Source organism: Morganella morganii, from assembly GCF_019242955.1.
GTDB lineage: Bacteria > Pseudomonadota > Gammaproteobacteria > Enterobacterales > Enterobacteriaceae > Morganella > Morganella sibonii.
In genome coordinates this window covers 2,506,926-2,524,626 of sequence record NZ_CP066129.1, presented here as the reverse complement: position 1 = coordinate 2,524,626, position 17,701 = coordinate 2,506,926, and the positions used below count along the sequence as shown (strand labels likewise).

The following is a 17,701-nucleotide window of genomic DNA, read 5'->3' as shown; positions in this document are numbered from 1 at the left end:
AGGGACACATTGCGCCATGCTATTACCCTGGCTGATTTTACTTCCCTTCATCGGCGGCCTGCTGTGCTGGCAGGCTGAGCGCTTCGGCACAAAGTTGCCGCGCTGGATCGCGCTGCTGGCGATGGGGATTACGTTATTCCTTTCTCTGTATCTGTGGATGCAGGGGAATTACAGCTTAGTTAACCCGAAAGGTCTTCCGGACTGGCAGGAGCAGTATTTCCTGGAGTGGATACCGCGTTTCGGCATTAATATTCATCTGGCTCTGGATGGCCTGTCACTGCTGATGGTGGTGCTGACCGCACTGCTCGGCCTGCTGGCTATCCTTTGTTCCTGGGGTGAAAACCAGCCGTATCAGGGCTTCTTCCATCTTAACCTGCTGTGGATACTCGGCGGTGTGATGGGCGTGTTCCTGGCGATGGATCTTTTCCTGTTCTTCTTCTTCTGGGAAATGATGCTGGTGCCGATGTACTTCCTGATCGCACTCTGGGGACACAGCGGTTCAGACGGCAAAACCCGTATCGGGGCGGCAACCAAGTTCTTCATCTATACCCAGGCGAGTGGTCTGGTGATGCTGATTGCCATTATGGCACTGGCGATTGTTCACCAGAACGCCACCGGTCAGTGGAGCTTCGCGTATGAAGATCTGCTGAATACACCGATGAGCTATGGTGTGCAGTATATGCTGATGCTGGGCTTCTTTATCGCGTTCGCGGTTAAGATGCCGGTGGTGCCGCTGCACGGCTGGCTGCCGGATGCCCACAGTCAGGCGCCGACAGCCGGTTCCGTCGACCTGGCGGGGATTCTGCTGAAAACCGCGGCTTATGGTCTGCTGCGTTTCAGTCTGCCGCTGTTCCCGGAAGCCTCTGCGGACTTCACACCAATCGCGATGTGGCTGGGTGTCGCCGGTATCTTCTACGGCGCGTGGATGGCCTTTAAACAGACGGATATCAAGCGTCTTATCGCCTACACCAGTGTCTCGCATATGGGTTTTGTGCTGATTGCGATTTACTCGGCAAGTATGCTGGCGTATCAGGGCGCGGTGATGCAGATGATTGCACACGGTCTGTCCGCGGCGGGTCTGTTTATTCTGTGCGGTCAGTTATATGAGCGCCTCGGTACCCGTGATATGCGGCAGATGGGCGGTCTGTGGAAGCGGATTAAGTTCCTGCCTGCGCTGTCACTGTTCTTTGCGGTGGCGACGCTCGGGATGCCGGGCACCGGTAACTTCGTCGGTGAGTTTATGATCCTGTTCGGCAGCTTCGGCAGCTACACCCTGATCACTGTGATTTCCTCGGCAGGTCTGGTGTTTGCCTCCGTCTACGCGCTGTGGATGATGCAGCAGGCGTATTACGGCGCACCGAAGTCTGAAGAGCCTATCGCGGGCATGAATCTGCGTGAATTTTCCATCGTGATGCTGCTGGTGGTCTTACTGGTGATTCTGGGTGTTTACCCGCAACCGGTGCTGGATACCTCGTCAGCGGCGATGGCAAATATTCAGCAGTGGTACACTGCTTCAATTTCAAATACAGGGTTGTAACGCGCCATGACAATAACTCCTCAACAACTGATCGCACTCTCACCACTGCTGATTATCGGGTTGACAGTGGTGGTTGTGATGCTGTCCATTGCGTGGCGACGCGATCACTTTATTAATGCCACACTGACCGTCATTGGTCTGAACCTTGCGCTGCTGTCTCTGTACTTTGTCGGACAGCAGCAGCCGATGGATGTGACACCGCTGGTGCATATCGACGGCTACAGCATGTTTTACACCGGGCTTATCCTGATTTCGTCACTGGCCACCACGACCTTTGCCTATTCGTGGCTGGAGACCTATCCGGATAACAAAGAAGAGTTCTATCTGCTGGTACTGATTGCCACGCTCGGCGGCATCCTGCTGTCGGGGGCGGATCACCTGGCGTCCTTCTTTATCGGGATTGAACTGCTGACGCTGCCGCTGTTCGGGCTGATCGGTTATGCCTTCCGTCAGAAACGCTCACTGGAAGCATCCATCAAATATATGCTGATGTCAGCGGCGGCCTCGTCTTTCCTGCTGTTCGGGATGGCGCTGCTGTACGCGGAATCCGGTGACTTATCATTTGAAGGATTAGGCCGCAGTCTGGCGGACAGTCAGATTCATCAGCCGCTGGTACTGACCGGACTGGGCATGATGATTGTCGGTATCGGCTTTAAACTGTCACTGTTTCCGTTCCAGTTATGGACACCGGATGTGTATCAGGGAGCACCGGCACCGGTTTCCACTTTCCTGGCGACGGCCAGCAAAATCGGGATTTTTGCCACGGTGCTGCGCCTGCTGGTACTGGCACCGATGGCGGATTCCGGGACATTGCAGATTGTTCTGACGGTGATTGCGATTGCCTCTATCCTGTTCGGTAACCTGATGGCGATCACCCAGAACAGCATCAAACGGATGCTGGGGTATTCGTCCATTGCCCACCTCGGGTATCTGCTGGTAGCCTTTATCGCGGTGAATGATCCGAAACTGGCGGAAGAGACTGCCGGAATCTATCTGGCCGGTTATCTGTTTGCCAGCCTCGGTGCGTTCGGTGTGGTCAGTCTGATGTCCAGTCCGTACACCGGGCCGGATGCGGATTCCCTGCATGCTTATCGTGGTCTGTTCTGGCGTAAGCCGGTGCTGGCAGCGGTAATGACTGTGATGATGCTGTCACTGGCCGGGATACCGATGACATTCGGTTTTATCGGTAAGTTCTATGTGGTGGCAACCGCCGTGAATGCAGAACTGTGGTGGCTGACGGCGGCGGTGGTACTCGGCAGTGCAATCGGTCTGTACTACTATCTGCGTATGATGATCAGTCTGTATATCCGCGGTTCGGAATCCCCGGCGCGTATGGCGCCGTCCAACTGGGCGATGAGTGCAGGCGGTATTGTGGTGCTGCTCTCCGCGATTATCGTGTTTGTGCTCGGTGTCTGGCCGCAGCCGTTTATCACACTGACCGGATACGCGGTACTGAGTTACTGATCATCGTTGTGAGCAGGGTTCTGAACACTGTTCTGAGTTCTGACAGAAAAACCGGGCTGCAGTCAGCCCGGTTTTTTTATGCCATACCGATAAATGCCGAAAAATAGCGGCGGTGCGCCAGAATAACCGTATCCAGGCCGGGCAGCGGGGTACTCTGACTGAAATAAGGCTCATACTGCCGGACATTTTGCAGCCAGAATAACAGCACCGCACTGATCAGGTTGTTAAACTTTCTCAGTTTTGGCAGCAATGCCAGCGCATTATTGATTTCCTGCATATGATCCTGTGATTGTTTCAGGTCTTTTTTCAGATTACGGATAAGTTTACTGAGGTCATAGATCCGCTGGCTGAGTGTTGTCCGGGTTTCCACCAGCTGAACATAACTCAGACCTTCGGTTAATGAGCTAATAACTGCTGAAATAACCCGCTGCAATTCATCCATAATAAACCGCTCTGATGAGGATAGTTCGACATCTTTCAGCTGCTCGGCGGTTGGCAGTGTGGTTGTACCGAAGATAGATTGTAATCCGCGCTGATGAATAATCTCTTCAGACTGAATAATGACGGCCAGTTTCTCTTCCCAATAGAGTTTATCGCTGCTGAATTTATCAATATCCGGCAGTGCATTGCTGATTGCTTTGTCCAGACAGGACTGATGATGGAATAACCCGCCCTGCAGCAGCGGAATAGCGGCGGAATCAAATTCAGTATTAAACAGGGTATTGATACGGTTCACTGAGTGATAAATCATATTTATCTGGCAGGTTAAGAAATCATAAATTTGTTTCTCATGAGGAAGTACCTGAATATTTATACCTGCATCAGGAGAAAGTGTGCTGAATAAATTTTCCAGGTCAAAATTATGAAGCTGAGAATAGATAACGGCAGATTCAGCGGAAATCATGCCCAGAATTCTGTTTTGCCATTTTTTTATATCACGGATCTGAAAATGCAAATCTGCTGCGGGCAGGGATAATGTTTCCGCGTTATTGCTGATATCATGACTTCCGGCTCTCATCTGTGCCAGGGTAATATGTTCAGGGTTAATGTCAGAATGTGTCATATTTATTTCCTTATCATGCGGCCAGATTTGCGGTATCAAAAATAGCAATGAGTTCTTTTGCATAACCACGGACCCGCTGCCAGGGGAGGGTGATTTTTTTCAGCTGCAATGAAAACTGTAAAAGGCTGTATGCATCATTTATCTGCATAAAGGTATTCAGCGATTCACTGATTTCAGTCAGCATGACCTGCCACATAAAATCCAGATGGTCGAGCGCAACATGCGCATCAGCAAAATAACCGTCCAGCGTATTGAGTTCTTTATCCAGTTTAATAATCAGTTTTTGTATGTTTTGCTGAGTGATAATTTGTTCTTCCAGCTCCGCCACCTCCTCAATCATTTTATTTTTCCGCCGTCTGACCTGTTCGGCACGGTAGCCGAAAATACCCCCGGTGATGAGAAGCCCGATGATCCCGCCGACAAGGCCGGAGAAGGAGAGCTTAACGAACTGATTGTATTCCCGCTTCAGGATCTCAATCTCATCTCTTCTGACTCTGATTTCTGCCTGCAATTCAGACGTGGCACCGCTGTTCTGATTTTTTAACAGTACTTTTTGCTTCCGTTTCACTTCATAAATCAGCGACGGAATCTCATTGCCGGAATCATCAAGGCCCCCGATAAGTTCCAGCCGGAATCGTGCGATAATATTTTTTACCCGTTGTGTTTTTTTTCTTTCCTCAGCAATATCATCCCGCATGGTGGTTAATATTTTTGTCAGTTCACCGGAAATAACCTGATCCTGCCTTTTGTAAATAATGTTTTTCAGATTTTCCGGCGGCGTGTCCTGCATGACGATTTTTGCCTGATTAATGATCGGCATTTCGTTTATCGCATTCAGAATATAATTTCCGGTTGTCGTGATACCGGCACCGGCAATTTCAAGATCAATCGCCTGTTGCTTGGTCATGGATTCAACATGTTCCCAGCTCAGTGCATGCTGATGAATATGGGAAAACAAACGCTGAATATTATGCGGCTCAAATCCCGGCAGTTCAGTATCGCGGTAGCCGATAAACTCAATAACATCTTCCGTTTCTTTGGGTAGTGTCATTCCGTAATTAATATAACGCTTGATCTGAACCAAATCATTATGTGTAAAGATACCCGCGGGCCGGAAAGTATCTTCATCTTCATTCAGAAGTAATTTTAATGTGGCAGTACCTATTTCATCAGTTGTAATAATCCGGTCAGCCGGCATGGTTTGTGTATGCATAAATATCTCCCTGTCATGAGATACATAACCCGGTGGTTAATGGGGCCGAAAAAGTATCGGTTTCAGCATTAATTGCTTAAAATGCACAGTAGTGACAAGGATAAAAAAGAAGGGTGGTTTTAATAATTTTTATCTCACCGTATAATCACGATGACCCGCGCATTTTGCATATCCGGAGCAAGCAGTGACTCTTTTTTCTGATTTTATTTCTCAGGTCTGTACTGAAATAACGCATAACAAAAATAAACCCGATGGTATTTATCAGTATGCGGTGACATTACCGCCGTCACTGGCGGATGCATTACCGCAGTCAGCCCTGACCGGCTGGCTGAGTGCACAAACCTGCCGGCCGCAGTTTTACTGGCAGCACCGCGACGGAACGGAAACCGCGGCAGTGTGCGGGGAAGTGTGCCGTTTTACCCATATCAGCGATGCCCAGGCACTGCTGGATACCTTACCGGCAGACAGCCAAATCAGGATCTGGGGGCTGAACAGCTGGCAGTTTGATACACCGGCCCCGGTGCGGGGCACCGGCGGCAGTTATCTGTTTGTTCCCCGTGCAGAGCTGCGTCAAACCGGCAGCGGGACACAATTTCTGGTGAATATTGACGGCAGCCGCCCGCCGGAAGAGACACTGACATTTCTGCGCTCGCTGGTCTGGCAGGTAACCCCTCCTGTGCTGAACAGCACGGTTATCAGTGCCCGGCACTCTCCGGATGAAGCCGGATGGACACAACTGGTCACGGATGCGGTGACGGCCATCAGCGGCGGACAGATGGAAAAAGTGGTCACCGCCCGCAAAACCTCGCTGGCACTGTCTGCGCCAGTCTCACCGGCGGCCTTTATGCAGGCCAGCTGTGACTGTAATCACCACTGTTATCACTATATGCTGGTCACCGGCCCGGACAGTGCGTTTGTGGCCTCACCGCCGGAACGGCTCTATTTCAGGGCAGGTGAGCAGTTATATACTGAGGCACTGGCGGGAACCGTGGCCAATTACCCGGAAGATGAACGTGCGGCAGAGGCCGCACAGTGGCTTCTTTCTGATAAAAAGAATGTGCATGAAAACAGTGTGGTGGTTGATGATATTTGTCAGCGCCTGAAAGGCGCGGTCAGCACACTGGATGTGAGTGCGGCGGAGGTTATCCGTCTGCGCAAAGTTCAGCATCTTTACCGTGTTATTTCTGCCACGTTATATGCCCCCCGTGACAGCGATTGTTTACAGCGGCTTCAGCCGACTGCCGCCGTTGCCGGTCTGCCGCGCAGTGCCGCGATGACATTTTTACGGGATAACGAACCGTTTGACCGCGACTGGTATGCAGGCAGCGGCGGTTATTGCAGCCCGTCCCGCAGTGAATTTGCGGTTTCTCTGCGCTGTGCGAAAATCAGCGGCAGCCGGGTGGATTTATATGCCGGCGCGGGTATTGTTGCCGGTTCTGATCCGCAGGCGGAGTGGAGCGAAATTGAAAATAAAGCAGCAGGTCTGAGAACATTGCTGGAGAGCGAGACACACTGATTGTGCCATTTTCTGCTTGCCGGGGCAGAAATCATGAAATAATCCACCGGTTTATTGAACTACATTAAAGTATTTCCTGAGTCAGTCCGTAGACTACGGAAAACTACAGGTCAGGAAAGGTGAGCTATGTCAAACAGTGCATTGAACCGTCGATGGGCGGAGGTGATTTTGGAGGCGCTCAGCCGTCACGGGCTGCGTCATATCTGTATCGCACCGGGTTCACGGTCAACACCCCTGACACTGGCCGCCGCCGCCAATGACAAATTTGTCTGCCACACCCATTTTGATGAACGCGGACTTGCGCATCTGGCACTGGGGCTGGCAAAAAGCACCCGGCTGCCGGTGGCGGTGATTGTCACCTCCGGTACGGCTGTGGCAAATCTGTATCCGGCACTGATTGAAGCCGGACTGACCGGTGAGCGTCTTGTTTTCCTGACCGCGGATCGTCCGCCGGAACTGATAGACTGCGGCGCTAACCAGGCTATCCGCCAGCCAGGTATTTTTTCATCCCATCCGTTTGCTTCGCTGGCACTGCCGCGTCCGGTATTTGATATCCCGGCATCCTGGCTGGTTTCCTCCCTCGATGACATTATGAACCGTCTGCATCACGGTGCGGCGCATATCAATTGCCCGTTTGCCGAACCGCTGTATGACGATGACGGACAAACCGGCAAAGACTGGCAGGCTCAGCTCGGTAACTGGTGGCAGAGTGATAAGCCCTGGTTACAGCAGACCCGCTGTACCTCTGTGATCAGCGTGGATGACTGGTTTTTCTGGCGGCAGAAAAAAGGGGTGATTATTGCCGGGCGCATGCAGGCCGCGGAAGGAAAACAGTTACGTCAGTGGGCGGAATGCCTCGGCTGGCCGCTGATCAGTGATGTGCTTTCCCAGACAGGACAGTTGTTGCCGCATGCGGATCTCTGGCTGGCATCCCCGCGCTACCGTGAAGTTCTGGCACAGGCGGATGTGGTTATCCAGTTCGGATCAAGCCTGACCGGTAAACGGCTGTTGCAGTGGCAGGCCGCCTGCACCCCGCCGGAATACTGGATTGTGGATACCATCCCGGGACGGCTGGACCCGGCAAATCACCGGGGCCGCAAATTTGAATGCAGTGTCAGTGAATGGCTGGATGACCATCCGGCTCAGATGCGCACACCGTGGGCACCGCAGCTGACGGAATGGACACAGACACTGAACACACAGGTGACAGAAACCCTGGGTGACGGCTGGGGTGAGGCGCAGATTGCCTGCCGCCTGCCGGAACTGCTGCCGCCGCAGGGGGTATTATTTGCCGGTAACAGCCTGATTGTCCGTCTGATTGATGCCTTTGCTCAGCTGCCGTGCGGCTATCCGGTGTACAGTAACCGGGGCGCGAGCGGTATCGACGGGCTGATTTCCACGGCTGCCGGTGTTCAGCGCGGCAGTGCCAAACCGGCACTCGCTGTCGTCGGGGATATCTCCGCGCTGTATGATCTCAACAGCCTGGCGCTGCTGCGTTATACCTCCGGGCCGTTTGTGCTGCTGATCGTCAATAACAACGGCGGACAGATTTTCTCCATGCTGCCGACACCCGAACAGGAGCGTCAGCGCTTCTACTGTATGCCACAGTCGGTCAGTTTTGCCGGTGCCGCACAGATGTTCGGCCTCAGCTACAGTGCCCCGCAGGACTGGCCGTCACTGAAAGCGGCGGTCAGCAAAGCCTGGTCACAGCACTCTGCCACGGTTATTGAAGTAGTGACAAACGGTGATGAGGGGGCAAAATACCTTCAGCAACTGGTACGTGAGGCCGCACAATGACGGTTCTGGCGGCACAGCGCTGTAACGCTGACTGGCCCGGCCCGTGGCTGGTCTGGCTGCACGGTCTGTGGGGCAATAAAGAAGAGTGGCTTCCGGCGGCAGAAGCGGCCGGACATTATCCCTCATTACTGATTGATTTACCGGGCCACGGCGGCTCGCAATCCATCCGCGCAAAAACCTTTCCGCATGTCACTCAGCTGATCACCGCTACCCTTGCTGCACATCAGATTCAGGACTACTGGCTGATCGGTTACTCGCTCGGCGGGCGGCTGGCGATGTATCACGCTGCATACGGTGATCCGGCAGGATTGCGCGGGCTGATTATTGAAGCCGGGAATCCCGGCCTTGCCACACTGGACGAGCGCAATGCCCGGCTGCTGCACGATAACCGGCAGGCACAACAGTTACGTGAACGCCCGCTGGCGTCGTTCCTGTATGACTGGTATCGTCAGGGCGTTTTTGCTGATCTCAATGAGGTTCAGCGGCAGCAGCGGGTGGAACAGCATCTGCATCATAACGCCTTTGCGGTTGCGGACATGCTCTCGGACACCTCCCTCGGGCACCAGCCGCAACTGGCAGAAAAGCTGCACGCCCTGAATCTGCCGCTGCTCTATCTCTGCGGTGAACAGGACAGCAAATTCCGCGCCATCGCAGAGGCACACCATTTTCCGTTACGGACTATCCGATATGCCGGGCATAACACCCATCAGGCTAATCCCGCCGCGTTTGCGGAGGCAGTCCGGACATTTTTATCATTACATTCTGTTTAAAGGAACTCACCGCTATGATGTATCCGAGCGAAGAAAAGCTCTCTGCCCCGGTTGAATGGGTCGACTGCACCGGCGATTATCAGGATATTCTGTTTCATAAATCAAAAGACGGTATCGCCAAAATCACCATTAACCGTCCGCAGGTGCGCAACGCGTTCCGTCCGTTAACGGTGAAAGAGATGATCAGCGCGCTGGCGAATGCCCGTTATGATGACGGCATCGGCACCATTATTTTTACCGGACAGGGCGAAAAAGCGTTCTGTGCGGGCGGTGACCAGAAGATCCGCGGTGACTACGGCGGCTACCGCGATGACAGCGGCACACATCATCTGAATGTTCTCGATTTACAGCGCGATATCCGCACCTGTCCGAAGCCGGTTGTGGCCATGGTTGCCGGTTACGCTATCGGCGGCGGCCATGTGCTGCACATGATCTGTGACCTGACCATCGCGGCGGATAATGCGGTATTCGGTCAGACCGGGCCGAAAGTCGGTTCGTTTGACGGCGGCTGGGGTGCCTCTTATATGGCGCGGATTGTCGGCCAGAAAAAAGCCCGTGAAATCTGGTTCCTGTGCCGTCAGTACAATGCACAGGAAGCGCTGGATATGGGACTGGTCAATACCGTCGTGCCTTATGCCGATCTGGAAAAAGAAACCGTGCGCTGGTGTCGTGAGATGCTGGAAAACAGCCCGATGGCGCTGCGCTGCCTGAAAGCGGCACTCAATGCGGATTGTGACGGTCAGTCCGGTTTACAGGAGCTGGCGGGTAATGCCACCATGCTCTTCTACATGACCGAAGAAGGTCAGGAAGGGCGTAACGCATTCAACGAAAAACGCTCACCGGATTTCTCTAAATTCAAACGTAACCCGTAATGCGCCACGCCACACTGTACAGCTTCAGCCTGCCGATGGAGGCAGGCGTTATTCTGCGTAATCAGCGCCTGAAAACCCGCGACGGACTGCTGGTCTGTCTGCGGGAGGATGGTCGTGAAGGATGGGGGGAAATCTCCCCGCTGCCGGAATTCAGTCATGAAACGCTTGCGGAGGCACAACAGGCGGCAGAGCAGTGGATTGCTGCCTGGTGTCAGGGCGGCATACCGGCGGAAAGCCCGCTGCCGTCAGCGGCGTTCGGCCTGAGTTGTGCGCTCGCCGAGCTGGACGGCACACTGCCGCAGCTTCTCAACACCCGTAAAGCACCACTCTGTACCGGTGATCCGGATGATTTGATCCTTGCTCTCGATGCCATGGACGGTGAGAAAATCGCCAAAGTGAAAGTCGGGCTGTATGAGGCGGTCCGGGACGGGATGGTGGTGAACCTGCTGCTGGAGGCGGTGCCGGATCTGCGTCTGCGTCTGGATGCCAACCGCAGCTGGACCCGCGCCAAAGCGGACGGTTTTGCAAAATATGTGGCACCGGAACACCGTGCCCGGATCGATTTCCTGGAAGAGCCGTGCAAAACACCCGAAGAATCACTGCGTTATGCTCAGGACACCGGAATTGCGATCGCCTGGGATGAATCTGTCCGTGAGCCGGGGTTTACGGTAAAAGCAGAGCCCGGCGTGGCAGCGATTGTTATCAAACCCACACTGACAGGCAGTATCGCCCGCTGTCGTGAACTGATTACGGCGGCACACCGGGAAGGATTGCAGGCCGTGATCAGCTCCTCGCTGGAGAGCAGTTTTGGCCTGACACAACTGGCCCGTCTTGCGGGGCACCTGACCCCGGATACTCTGCCGGGGCTGGACACGCTCTCCCTGATGCAATCACAACTGGTCCGGCCGTGGCCGGGCAGCACACTGGCACTGATAACCGCAGAACAACTCACTCAGACAGGACAATGGTAATGACGGCTGCACAATGGCCGTGGGTTGCACATGCGCAGCAGACGCCGGATAAAACGGCGCTGCGCTGTGCGGACTCATCGCTGACATGGACAGAGCTGACGAACCGGATCGATGCGCGCGCCGCCGGTTTTTATCAGCAGGGATTGCGGGAAAGTAACTGCGTGGTGCTGCGCGGCAAAAACAGCACAGAACTGGTCATCGCTTTTCTGGCGCTGCTGCGCTGCGGGGCGGTCACTCTGACACTCAATCCGGGGCTGCCGCGTGAGTTGCAGGCAGAATTGGTCACGTCACTGGATGCGGATTTTTTGTGCGACCTGAGTGACGGCACAGTGGTACTGCCGCTGAAAACCCTTGATCCGTGCCTGAACGGTGCGCAGGCACCGGAAGTGATCCCGCATCCGAAACGGCTGGCAACACTGATACTGACATCCGGCTCCACCGGATTGCCGAAAGCGATCGCCCATCGTCCGGTGGCGCATTTCGCGGCGGCGCAGGGCGTGGTATCACTGCTGAATTATCAGGCGGGTGACAGCTGGCTGTTATCGCTGCCGCTGTATCATGTCTCCGGACAGGGGATTCTCTGGCGCTGGCTGTTACAGGGCGGGGAAATGGTGGTACGGGCAGACGGTGAAACACTGGAAGAATCACTGCGCGGATGTACTCACGCGTCCCTGGTACCGACACAACTCTGGCGTCTGCTGCAATCACCTGAAACCCTGCCGCCGCTGCGTGATGTTCTGCTCGGCGGAGCGGCTATCCCTGTTGCGCTGACGGAAGCTGCGGAAGCCCGGGGTATCCGCTGCTGGTGCGGTTACGGCATGACAGAGTTTGCCTCAACAGTCTGTGCCAAACGGGCGGACGGCAAACCGGGTGTCGGAAATCCGCTGTCCGGCAAAGACATCCGCACGGATGAACAGCAGCAGATCCTGATCAAAGGTGACAGTTTTGCCGCCGGTGTCTGGCTGAACGGTGCACTGCATACACTGCTTTCTTACGACGGCTGGTATCCGACCGGCGACAAAGGTCATATGGCGGAGGGGGAACTGGTGATCGACGGACGGCTGGATAATCTTTTCTGCTGCGGCGGCGAGAACGTACAGCCGGAAGTAACAGAAAAACAGCTGATGCATTATCCGCTGATCACGGAATGTCTGGTGGTGCCCGTCAGCAGTGACGAGTTCGGTGCTGTCCCGGTGTATCTCATCCGTGATTATGATGACTGGACAGCGGAACAACGGCAGCATTTCAGTGAGTGGTGTCAGGCGGAACTGCCTGCGTTTATGCGTCCGGCGGCCTGTTATGCATTACCGGAAACGGATGCGGGCAGCGGCATAAAACGTACCCGCGCACCGCTGATTCAGATGGCGCAGGATCGTTTTCATATCCGCTGAATTCATATAAAAAAACCGCTGCGGTCACTGACGGCAGCGGTTTTGTCATGTTATCACACGATTATTTTTTCAGTTTCGCGATGGCCGCTTCCACACCGGCACCGTATTCCGGATGCACCTGTTTAAACAGTGCTATCTGGCGGGCCTGTGTTTCTTCGGCGGCCTGAACCAGCTCACCGGCGATACGGGCAAACATGCGCTGATGCTCGGCATCACTGAGCAGTTCATACAGTGCGCGCGGCTGGCTGAAGTAATCCGCGTCTTCACGGTGATTCCAGTGGTCGGCGGCACCGTCGACAGACAGCGGCGGCTCGCTGAAATCAGGCTGTTCCTGAAAAAGACCGGCGCTGTTCGGCTCGTAAGTTTCAGTATTACCGCTGTTGCCGTCGATACGCATTGCACCGTCACGGTGATAATTATGGAACGGGCAGCGTGGTTTATTCACCGGGATCTGATGGTGGTTAACACCTAAGCGGTAGCGGTGAGCATCGCCGTAGGAGAACAGACGCCCCTGCAACATTTTGTCCGGAGAGAATCCAATACCGGGAACGACGTTGGCCGGGCTGAATGCCGCCTGTTCCACATCGGAGAAATAGTTTTCCGGGTTACGGTTCAGCTCAAAATAACCGACATCCATCAGCGGATAATCCGCATGCGGCCACACTTTGGTCAGATCAAACGGGTTGTACGGAACTTTTGCTGCTTCAGCTTCCGGCATCACCTGAATTTGCAGGTTCCAGCGCGGATAATCCCCTTTTTCAATCGCATTGAATAGGTCACGCTGTGAACTTTCACGATCTTTCCCGATTAACTGTTCTGCCTCATCATCCATCAGGTTGGCAATACCCTGCTGGCAGCGGAAGTGGAATTTTACCCAGAAACGCTCATTGTTGCCGCTGATAAAGCTGTAAGTATGGCTGCCGAAACCGTGCATATTGCGGTAGCTCTGCGGCAGACCACGGTCACTGACATCAATCGTCAGCTGGTGGAGGGATTCAGGCAGGTGAGAAAAGAAATCCCACTTATATGCCATATTGCGCAGGTTAGTGCGCGGGTCACGTTTTACAACGTGGTTCAGATCCGGGAATTTCAGCGGGTCGCGCAGGTAGAACACCGGGGTGTTGTTACCCACCATATCCCAGTTACCTTCCTCGGTATAAAATTTCAGGGCAAAACCGCGGATATCCCGCTCCGCATCTGCCGCACCGCGCTCACCGGCAACGGTGGAGAAACGGGCAAACATGTCGGTTTTTTTGCCGACCTGAGAGAAAATTTTTGCACGGGTATAACGGGTAATATCATGGGTAACTGTAAATGTACCGAATGCACCGGAGCCTTTGGCGTGCATACGGCGCTCAGGGATTACTTCACGGTCAAAATGTGCCAGTTTTTCCAGGAACCAGACATCCTGTAGCAGCATCGGACCGCGTTTTCCGGCAGTCATGACATTATTGTTATCAACGACGGGTGCGCCCGCGGCCGTTGTTAATCCTTTCTTCTTCATCACATATCTCCAGTCGGTAAAGGAAAAAAACGCTGATATGCAGAATTTGGCGCGATGTGCAAAATCAGCATGTTAAGTCATAAGCTGTATTGTGCATTGTTGTTTTTATCTGAATGTATGACTTGGTATAAAATATAGCACTGTCATAAAAAGAATGCGTCGATTTGATGAATTGGTGTGACCTATTGATTGTGTATATAGATAACTTTACATAAAAATCAGAATATTAACTTTCAAATGGTGACAGTTTCGGGGAAAATGCCGAAAACCCTGTCTTATTTTAAGTGGTGGCAAAAAATGAAAAAATATAAAGCAGCTGTGGCTGCAACACTGATGCTCGCGGCGGGCGCGGCAAATGCAATCTCAATGGATGTTCAGGCCGGTAAAAAATATACTGATATTAATATCGGTGTCGGCGACCCGTACTCCGGACTGTCATTTGACGGTAACTGGGCACGCAGTGATCACCAGGGGCAGTTAGGCGGCGCACGTGCTAAATTTGCATTCCCGCTGGGGCCGGTTTCCGCCAGTGTCGGCGGTAAAGCAATTTATCTCGATCCGGAAGTGGGTAAAAAAGGAATGGCTGTCGCACCGGGTGTTGGTGTGGCATGGAGCATTCTGCCGTCAGTCCGCGTTTACGGTGAATTTTACGGCGCACCGTCAGGTCTGACATCCGGTAATGATTCTTATAAAGAAGCTGATGTGGGCGCAAACTGGACAGTATTTGCACCACTGAATGTTAAAGCGGGTTATCGTAAGATTGAAGTTGAATCTAACAGCGGCCATGAAAACCGCATTGCAGACGGCGCTTATCTGGGCGCGGGTCTGAGTTTCTGATCCCCTTGTTGCAGACAACAAAAAACCCGTTCTGTGAACGGGTTTCAGGCCGTTGACAAACCCGCAGGGGTTGGCGACGACCGACAGAGGTTGTAAAAATAAACCAGGAAAATCAATTTATTGATTTTCGGCTGATAACACAAAGCAGGAAAAACCGCGTTTTATCCTGCTTTGTCAGCAATCTCAACCCGTTCAGTGAACGGGTTTTTTTATATAAAAAACTGTTATCAGGCGTGACGCCCGCCGACAGGTAAAATCGTCCGGCCGTACTGCTCATTCAGTACTTCAGCCATTGCCAGATAAAATGCGGTTGCACCACATAAAATACCTTCATAACCGGCAATTTTCAGTAATGCGGCATTACCGGTAGCATTACCGATAACGAGCAGGGCAAATAAAATCACCAGCAGGAAGAAAACCGCACGCAGCGCGAGGTTTGCTTTCAGAGTGGCAAGAAACATAAAGAATGAGAAAATACCCCACAGTGCCAGATAAACAGCCAGGAACTCATGGCTGGTTGCCTCACCGAATCCCATTGACGGCATTAACAGTATGCCGACCAGACTTATCCAGAAAAAGCCGTACGAAGTAAAGGCTGTCGCACCAAAAGTATTTCCTTTCTTATATTCGAAAATACCGGCGATGACCTGCGCAATACCACCGTAGAAAATCCCCATGCTCAGAATAACAGAAGCCATCGGGAAGAATCCGGCGTTGTGGACATTCAGCAGGATAGTCGTCATACCAAATCCCAGTAAGCCCAGCGGGCCTGGATTCGCAATACGGTCAGAGCTCATAGAACCTCAATCAGATAAATAAAAGAGAGACACACTATTCAAAGGCGCGGATGATAAGGGGAAATGTACAGAAATACAACTATAAAAAACTGATTTTTGCAGGGTAAATGTTAAATATTAATATATTGTAAAACAAGATGTCTTGTTTACGACAGATTTGTTTAAAATTATGGCAGTTGAGGGAAGAGCTGCGGTCAGGATAAAGAATCTTTTTACCGGTAATATGCGTATTCTTATTATGATTAGGCAAAATTACGATGATATGTTTTATAATCTTATATAAATGGAATAGAAGAATGACGAATAATTTTATGGCGTTATTTGTCTGTTGCTGATATTAATAAAAATATAGTTAACCATAATGAAGAAATTACCCATTAAAAGAGTATAGCATATCGGTTAATACTTATATCCTTATATTGTGTAAATACCCTTATTTCCACATAAAGAGTAAAGGAATAATGTGAATCACTGTCTGTTTAATCGGTATTGATATTTTATGTGATTATAATAATCCATAAATGAGTATGGTGAAGTGATTTAATATATTTTATTACCAGGTAAAAAAGGGTGTTATTTATGCAGGTGAAAATTTATAAATTTATGTATTTTAATAGCGAAAAAGCACAAGTCGCATGATATAGTATTAACCCATAAGAAACAAAAAGTTAACAATTTGCAAGAGTAATAATGTGGATCTATCATAACTTATTGATACCAAACATTTTTGTTTTTTCCTGAAAATATTCTCCGGAATAATATGTTTTTCTTTGAACATTAAACGCAATGTGACGATAATAAATCACAGGGAATTTTAGATAATTCTTACCGGGGTGCAGTCAACAGCAATGCCGGGATGCCATACGTAAAGACAGAACGGCAGTAGTTATATTAAAAATAAATAGGCATAAATATGATTTCAGAACGAGTTAGCGACGCATATGTTTATGGCGAAATTTGCCAGGCAATCGGCAGAGCCGCTGTCCTTTTATGCAAAAGCGGTGAGCCTGTCACCAAAGAAGCCATTCAGGTGATGCTGGAAATATATTGGGAACAGCAGAACGATGATTTTATGAATGTCATCTATGAAAAAGCTATCAATGCACTGGATTGATGGTTACCAGCCCTGATTCTGAATAAAGGAGAACTCAGCCGCATAATCTCTCCCTTTTTGTGGTTGCGGTTCTCTTTTATAATGTCCGCATAATAATTATCTTCCGGGAGTATCAGGTTTCACATACGTTCTCTTTCTCAGCAGAGGTATGTATGAAATCACCACAATCCGGTTCGTTCCGTGTTTTCCTTACCCGCCGTATCCGCCGTCGTATTTGTCAGCGCGGTTATGCACTGGCGCCTGAAATAAATGTACTGTGGCAGCAGCACGGCAGTTCTCTGACATGGGGGCGGCTGATATTTTTGTGTCTTGTGGTGACTGCGGGAATAGTATGGCTCTGAACGCAGTCAGAACAGCGAGAATAAAATCACCACCGGCAGTGACATCGGCCAGGTGAGTGCTATCAGCAGGCAACTGAGCAGGCGGAAAAACGGATTCGGATCTTTTGTCAGAAAAAAAAGTCAGAATGAATGAAAAAAGACCACCTGTCGCGTAGATAGTCAGTAAAATTTGTGCAGAGGACATAACGGTTACATTAGTTAAACTGATGCGGCTAGTGTACCTTACCCGCGGCGATAAATCATGACGGATCTGCTGCCGGCACCGGAATTTCTGCGATTTTCCGTGCCGGCAGCTGTGTTTTTTTACCCGGCGGATAAGAAAATGCTCCCGGAAGGGAGCAAAAAGAAAGAAAAAATAACGAAGAAATGCACGATTATCTGTTCTGATAATAATGATTAATAACAAAATTACCACACTGTTATTCCTGCCTTTATGCTAAATATCAGGCGGGATCACATTTTCACAGATTGCAATCAGACAGGGCAGACAAAAAAATTGCCGGTCAGCTGACCG

General features: G+C 51.5%; 16 protein-coding genes. 11 read left to right on the top strand and 5 right to left on the bottom strand.

Annotation, left to right across the window (positions count from 1 at the left end):
* Positions 1-16 precede the first annotated feature (16 nt).
* Together nuoM and nuoN are read left to right on the top strand one after the other, a co-directional pair.
* Entirely contained in the window at positions 17-1,537 is a 1,521-nt protein-coding gene (gene nuoM / locus JC793_RS11715) for an NADH-quinone oxidoreductase subunit M (RefSeq protein ID WP_218426257.1), read from the top strand.
* 6 nt (positions 1,538-1,543) lie between these two features.
* Positions 1,544-3,001, top strand: a complete 1,458-nt coding sequence (nuoN, locus tag JC793_RS11710) for an NADH-quinone oxidoreductase subunit NuoN (RefSeq protein WP_218426256.1) — start codon at positions 1,544-1,546, stop codon at positions 2,999-3,001.
* Positions 3,002-3,077: 76 nt separating this feature from the next.
* Here the strand turns inward: nuoN and JC793_RS11705 are convergent, their stop codons facing one another.
* Positions 3,078-4,064: an alpha-xenorhabdolysin family binary toxin subunit B gene (locus JC793_RS11705; protein WP_166708098.1), complete on the bottom strand. Its 987-nt coding sequence runs from the start codon at positions 4,062-4,064 to the stop codon at positions 3,078-3,080.
* 13 nt (positions 4,065-4,077) lie between these two features.
* Positions 4,078-5,277 carry an alpha-xenorhabdolysin family binary toxin subunit A gene (locus JC793_RS11700; RefSeq protein WP_218426255.1) on the bottom strand — a complete coding sequence of 400 codons (1,200 nt, stop codon included), beginning with the start codon at positions 5,275-5,277 and terminating at the stop codon, positions 4,078-4,080.
* 184 nt (positions 5,278-5,461) lie between these two features.
* Here JC793_RS11700 and JC793_RS11695 point away from each other — a divergent pair, with 184 nt between their 5' ends.
* From JC793_RS11695 to menE, 6 genes are all read left to right on the top strand, one after another.
* A complete protein-coding gene (locus tag JC793_RS11695) occupies positions 5,462-6,793 on the top strand; it encodes an isochorismate synthase (RefSeq protein WP_218426254.1) in 1,332 nt (443 codons plus the stop codon).
* Positions 6,794-6,919: 126 nt separating this feature from the next.
* A complete protein-coding gene (menD, locus tag JC793_RS11690) occupies positions 6,920-8,590 on the top strand; it encodes a 2-succinyl-5-enolpyruvyl-6-hydroxy-3-cyclohexene-1-carboxylic-acid synthase (protein WP_218426253.1) in 1,671 nt (556 codons plus the stop codon).
* Positions 8,587-9,360 (top strand): 2-succinyl-6-hydroxy-2,4-cyclohexadiene-1-carboxylate synthase, encoded by a 774-nt coding sequence (gene menH / locus JC793_RS11685; protein ID WP_218426252.1) that lies wholly within the window; start codon positions 8,587-8,589, stop codon positions 9,358-9,360. Before menD ends, menH begins: the two co-directional genes overlap by 4 nt.
* A 14-nt stretch (positions 9,361-9,374) precedes the next feature.
* Positions 9,375-10,232: a 1,4-dihydroxy-2-naphthoyl-CoA synthase gene (menB, locus tag JC793_RS11680; RefSeq protein ID WP_004235182.1), complete on the top strand. Its 858-nt coding sequence runs from the start codon at positions 9,375-9,377 to the stop codon at positions 10,230-10,232.
* Complete coding sequence (gene menC, locus JC793_RS11675) at positions 10,232-11,203, top strand: o-succinylbenzoate synthase (RefSeq protein ID WP_166708092.1); 972 nt, start codon at positions 10,232-10,234, stop codon at positions 11,201-11,203. Before menB ends, menC begins: the two co-directional genes overlap by 1 nt.
* The gene (menE, locus tag JC793_RS11670) at positions 11,203-12,594 is read left to right on the top strand and encodes an o-succinylbenzoate--CoA ligase (RefSeq protein WP_218426251.1); all 1,392 of its coding nucleotides are present in this window, start codon (positions 11,203-11,205) and stop codon (positions 12,592-12,594) included. The genes menC and menE overlap by 1 nt, the downstream gene beginning before the upstream one ends.
* A gap of 61 nt (positions 12,595-12,655) precedes the next feature.
* Here menE and JC793_RS11665 read toward each other — a convergent pair whose 3' ends face one another.
* The gene (locus JC793_RS11665) at positions 12,656-14,098 is read right to left on the bottom strand and encodes a catalase (RefSeq protein WP_218426250.1); all 1,443 of its coding nucleotides are present in this window, start codon (positions 14,096-14,098) and stop codon (positions 12,656-12,658) included.
* A gap of 297 nt (positions 14,099-14,395) precedes the next feature.
* On the opposite strand from JC793_RS11665, the gene JC793_RS11660 reads away from it, so the two are divergent.
* On the top strand, positions 14,396-14,935 hold the full coding sequence (locus tag JC793_RS11660; protein ID WP_046893342.1) for a YfaZ family outer membrane protein: 540 nt from the start codon (positions 14,396-14,398) through the stop codon (positions 14,933-14,935).
* A gap of 227 nt (positions 14,936-15,162) precedes the next feature.
* Here JC793_RS11660 and satP read toward each other — a convergent pair whose 3' ends face one another.
* Positions 15,163-15,732 (bottom strand): acetate uptake transporter, encoded by a 570-nt coding sequence (gene satP, locus JC793_RS11655; protein ID WP_046893294.1) that lies wholly within the window; start codon positions 15,730-15,732, stop codon positions 15,163-15,165.
* Positions 15,733-16,645: 913 nt separating this feature from the next.
* Here satP and JC793_RS11650 point away from each other — a divergent pair.
* Entirely contained in the window at positions 16,646-16,846 is a 201-nt protein-coding gene (locus JC793_RS11650) for a hypothetical protein (RefSeq protein ID WP_004235196.1), read from the top strand.
* Positions 16,847-16,998: 152 nt separating this feature from the next.
* Positions 16,999-17,187 (top strand): hypothetical protein, encoded by a 189-nt coding sequence (locus tag JC793_RS11645; RefSeq protein WP_166708090.1) that lies wholly within the window; start codon positions 16,999-17,001, stop codon positions 17,185-17,187.
* Positions 17,188-17,193: 6 nt separating this feature from the next.
* On the opposite strand, the gene JC793_RS19615 is transcribed toward JC793_RS11645, so the two are convergent.
* Positions 17,194-17,256 carry a GhoT/OrtT family toxin gene (locus tag JC793_RS19615; RefSeq protein ID WP_489886180.1) on the bottom strand — a complete coding sequence of 21 codons (63 nt, stop codon included), beginning with the start codon at positions 17,254-17,256 and terminating at the stop codon, positions 17,194-17,196.
* Positions 17,257-17,701: the final 445 nt, after the last annotated feature.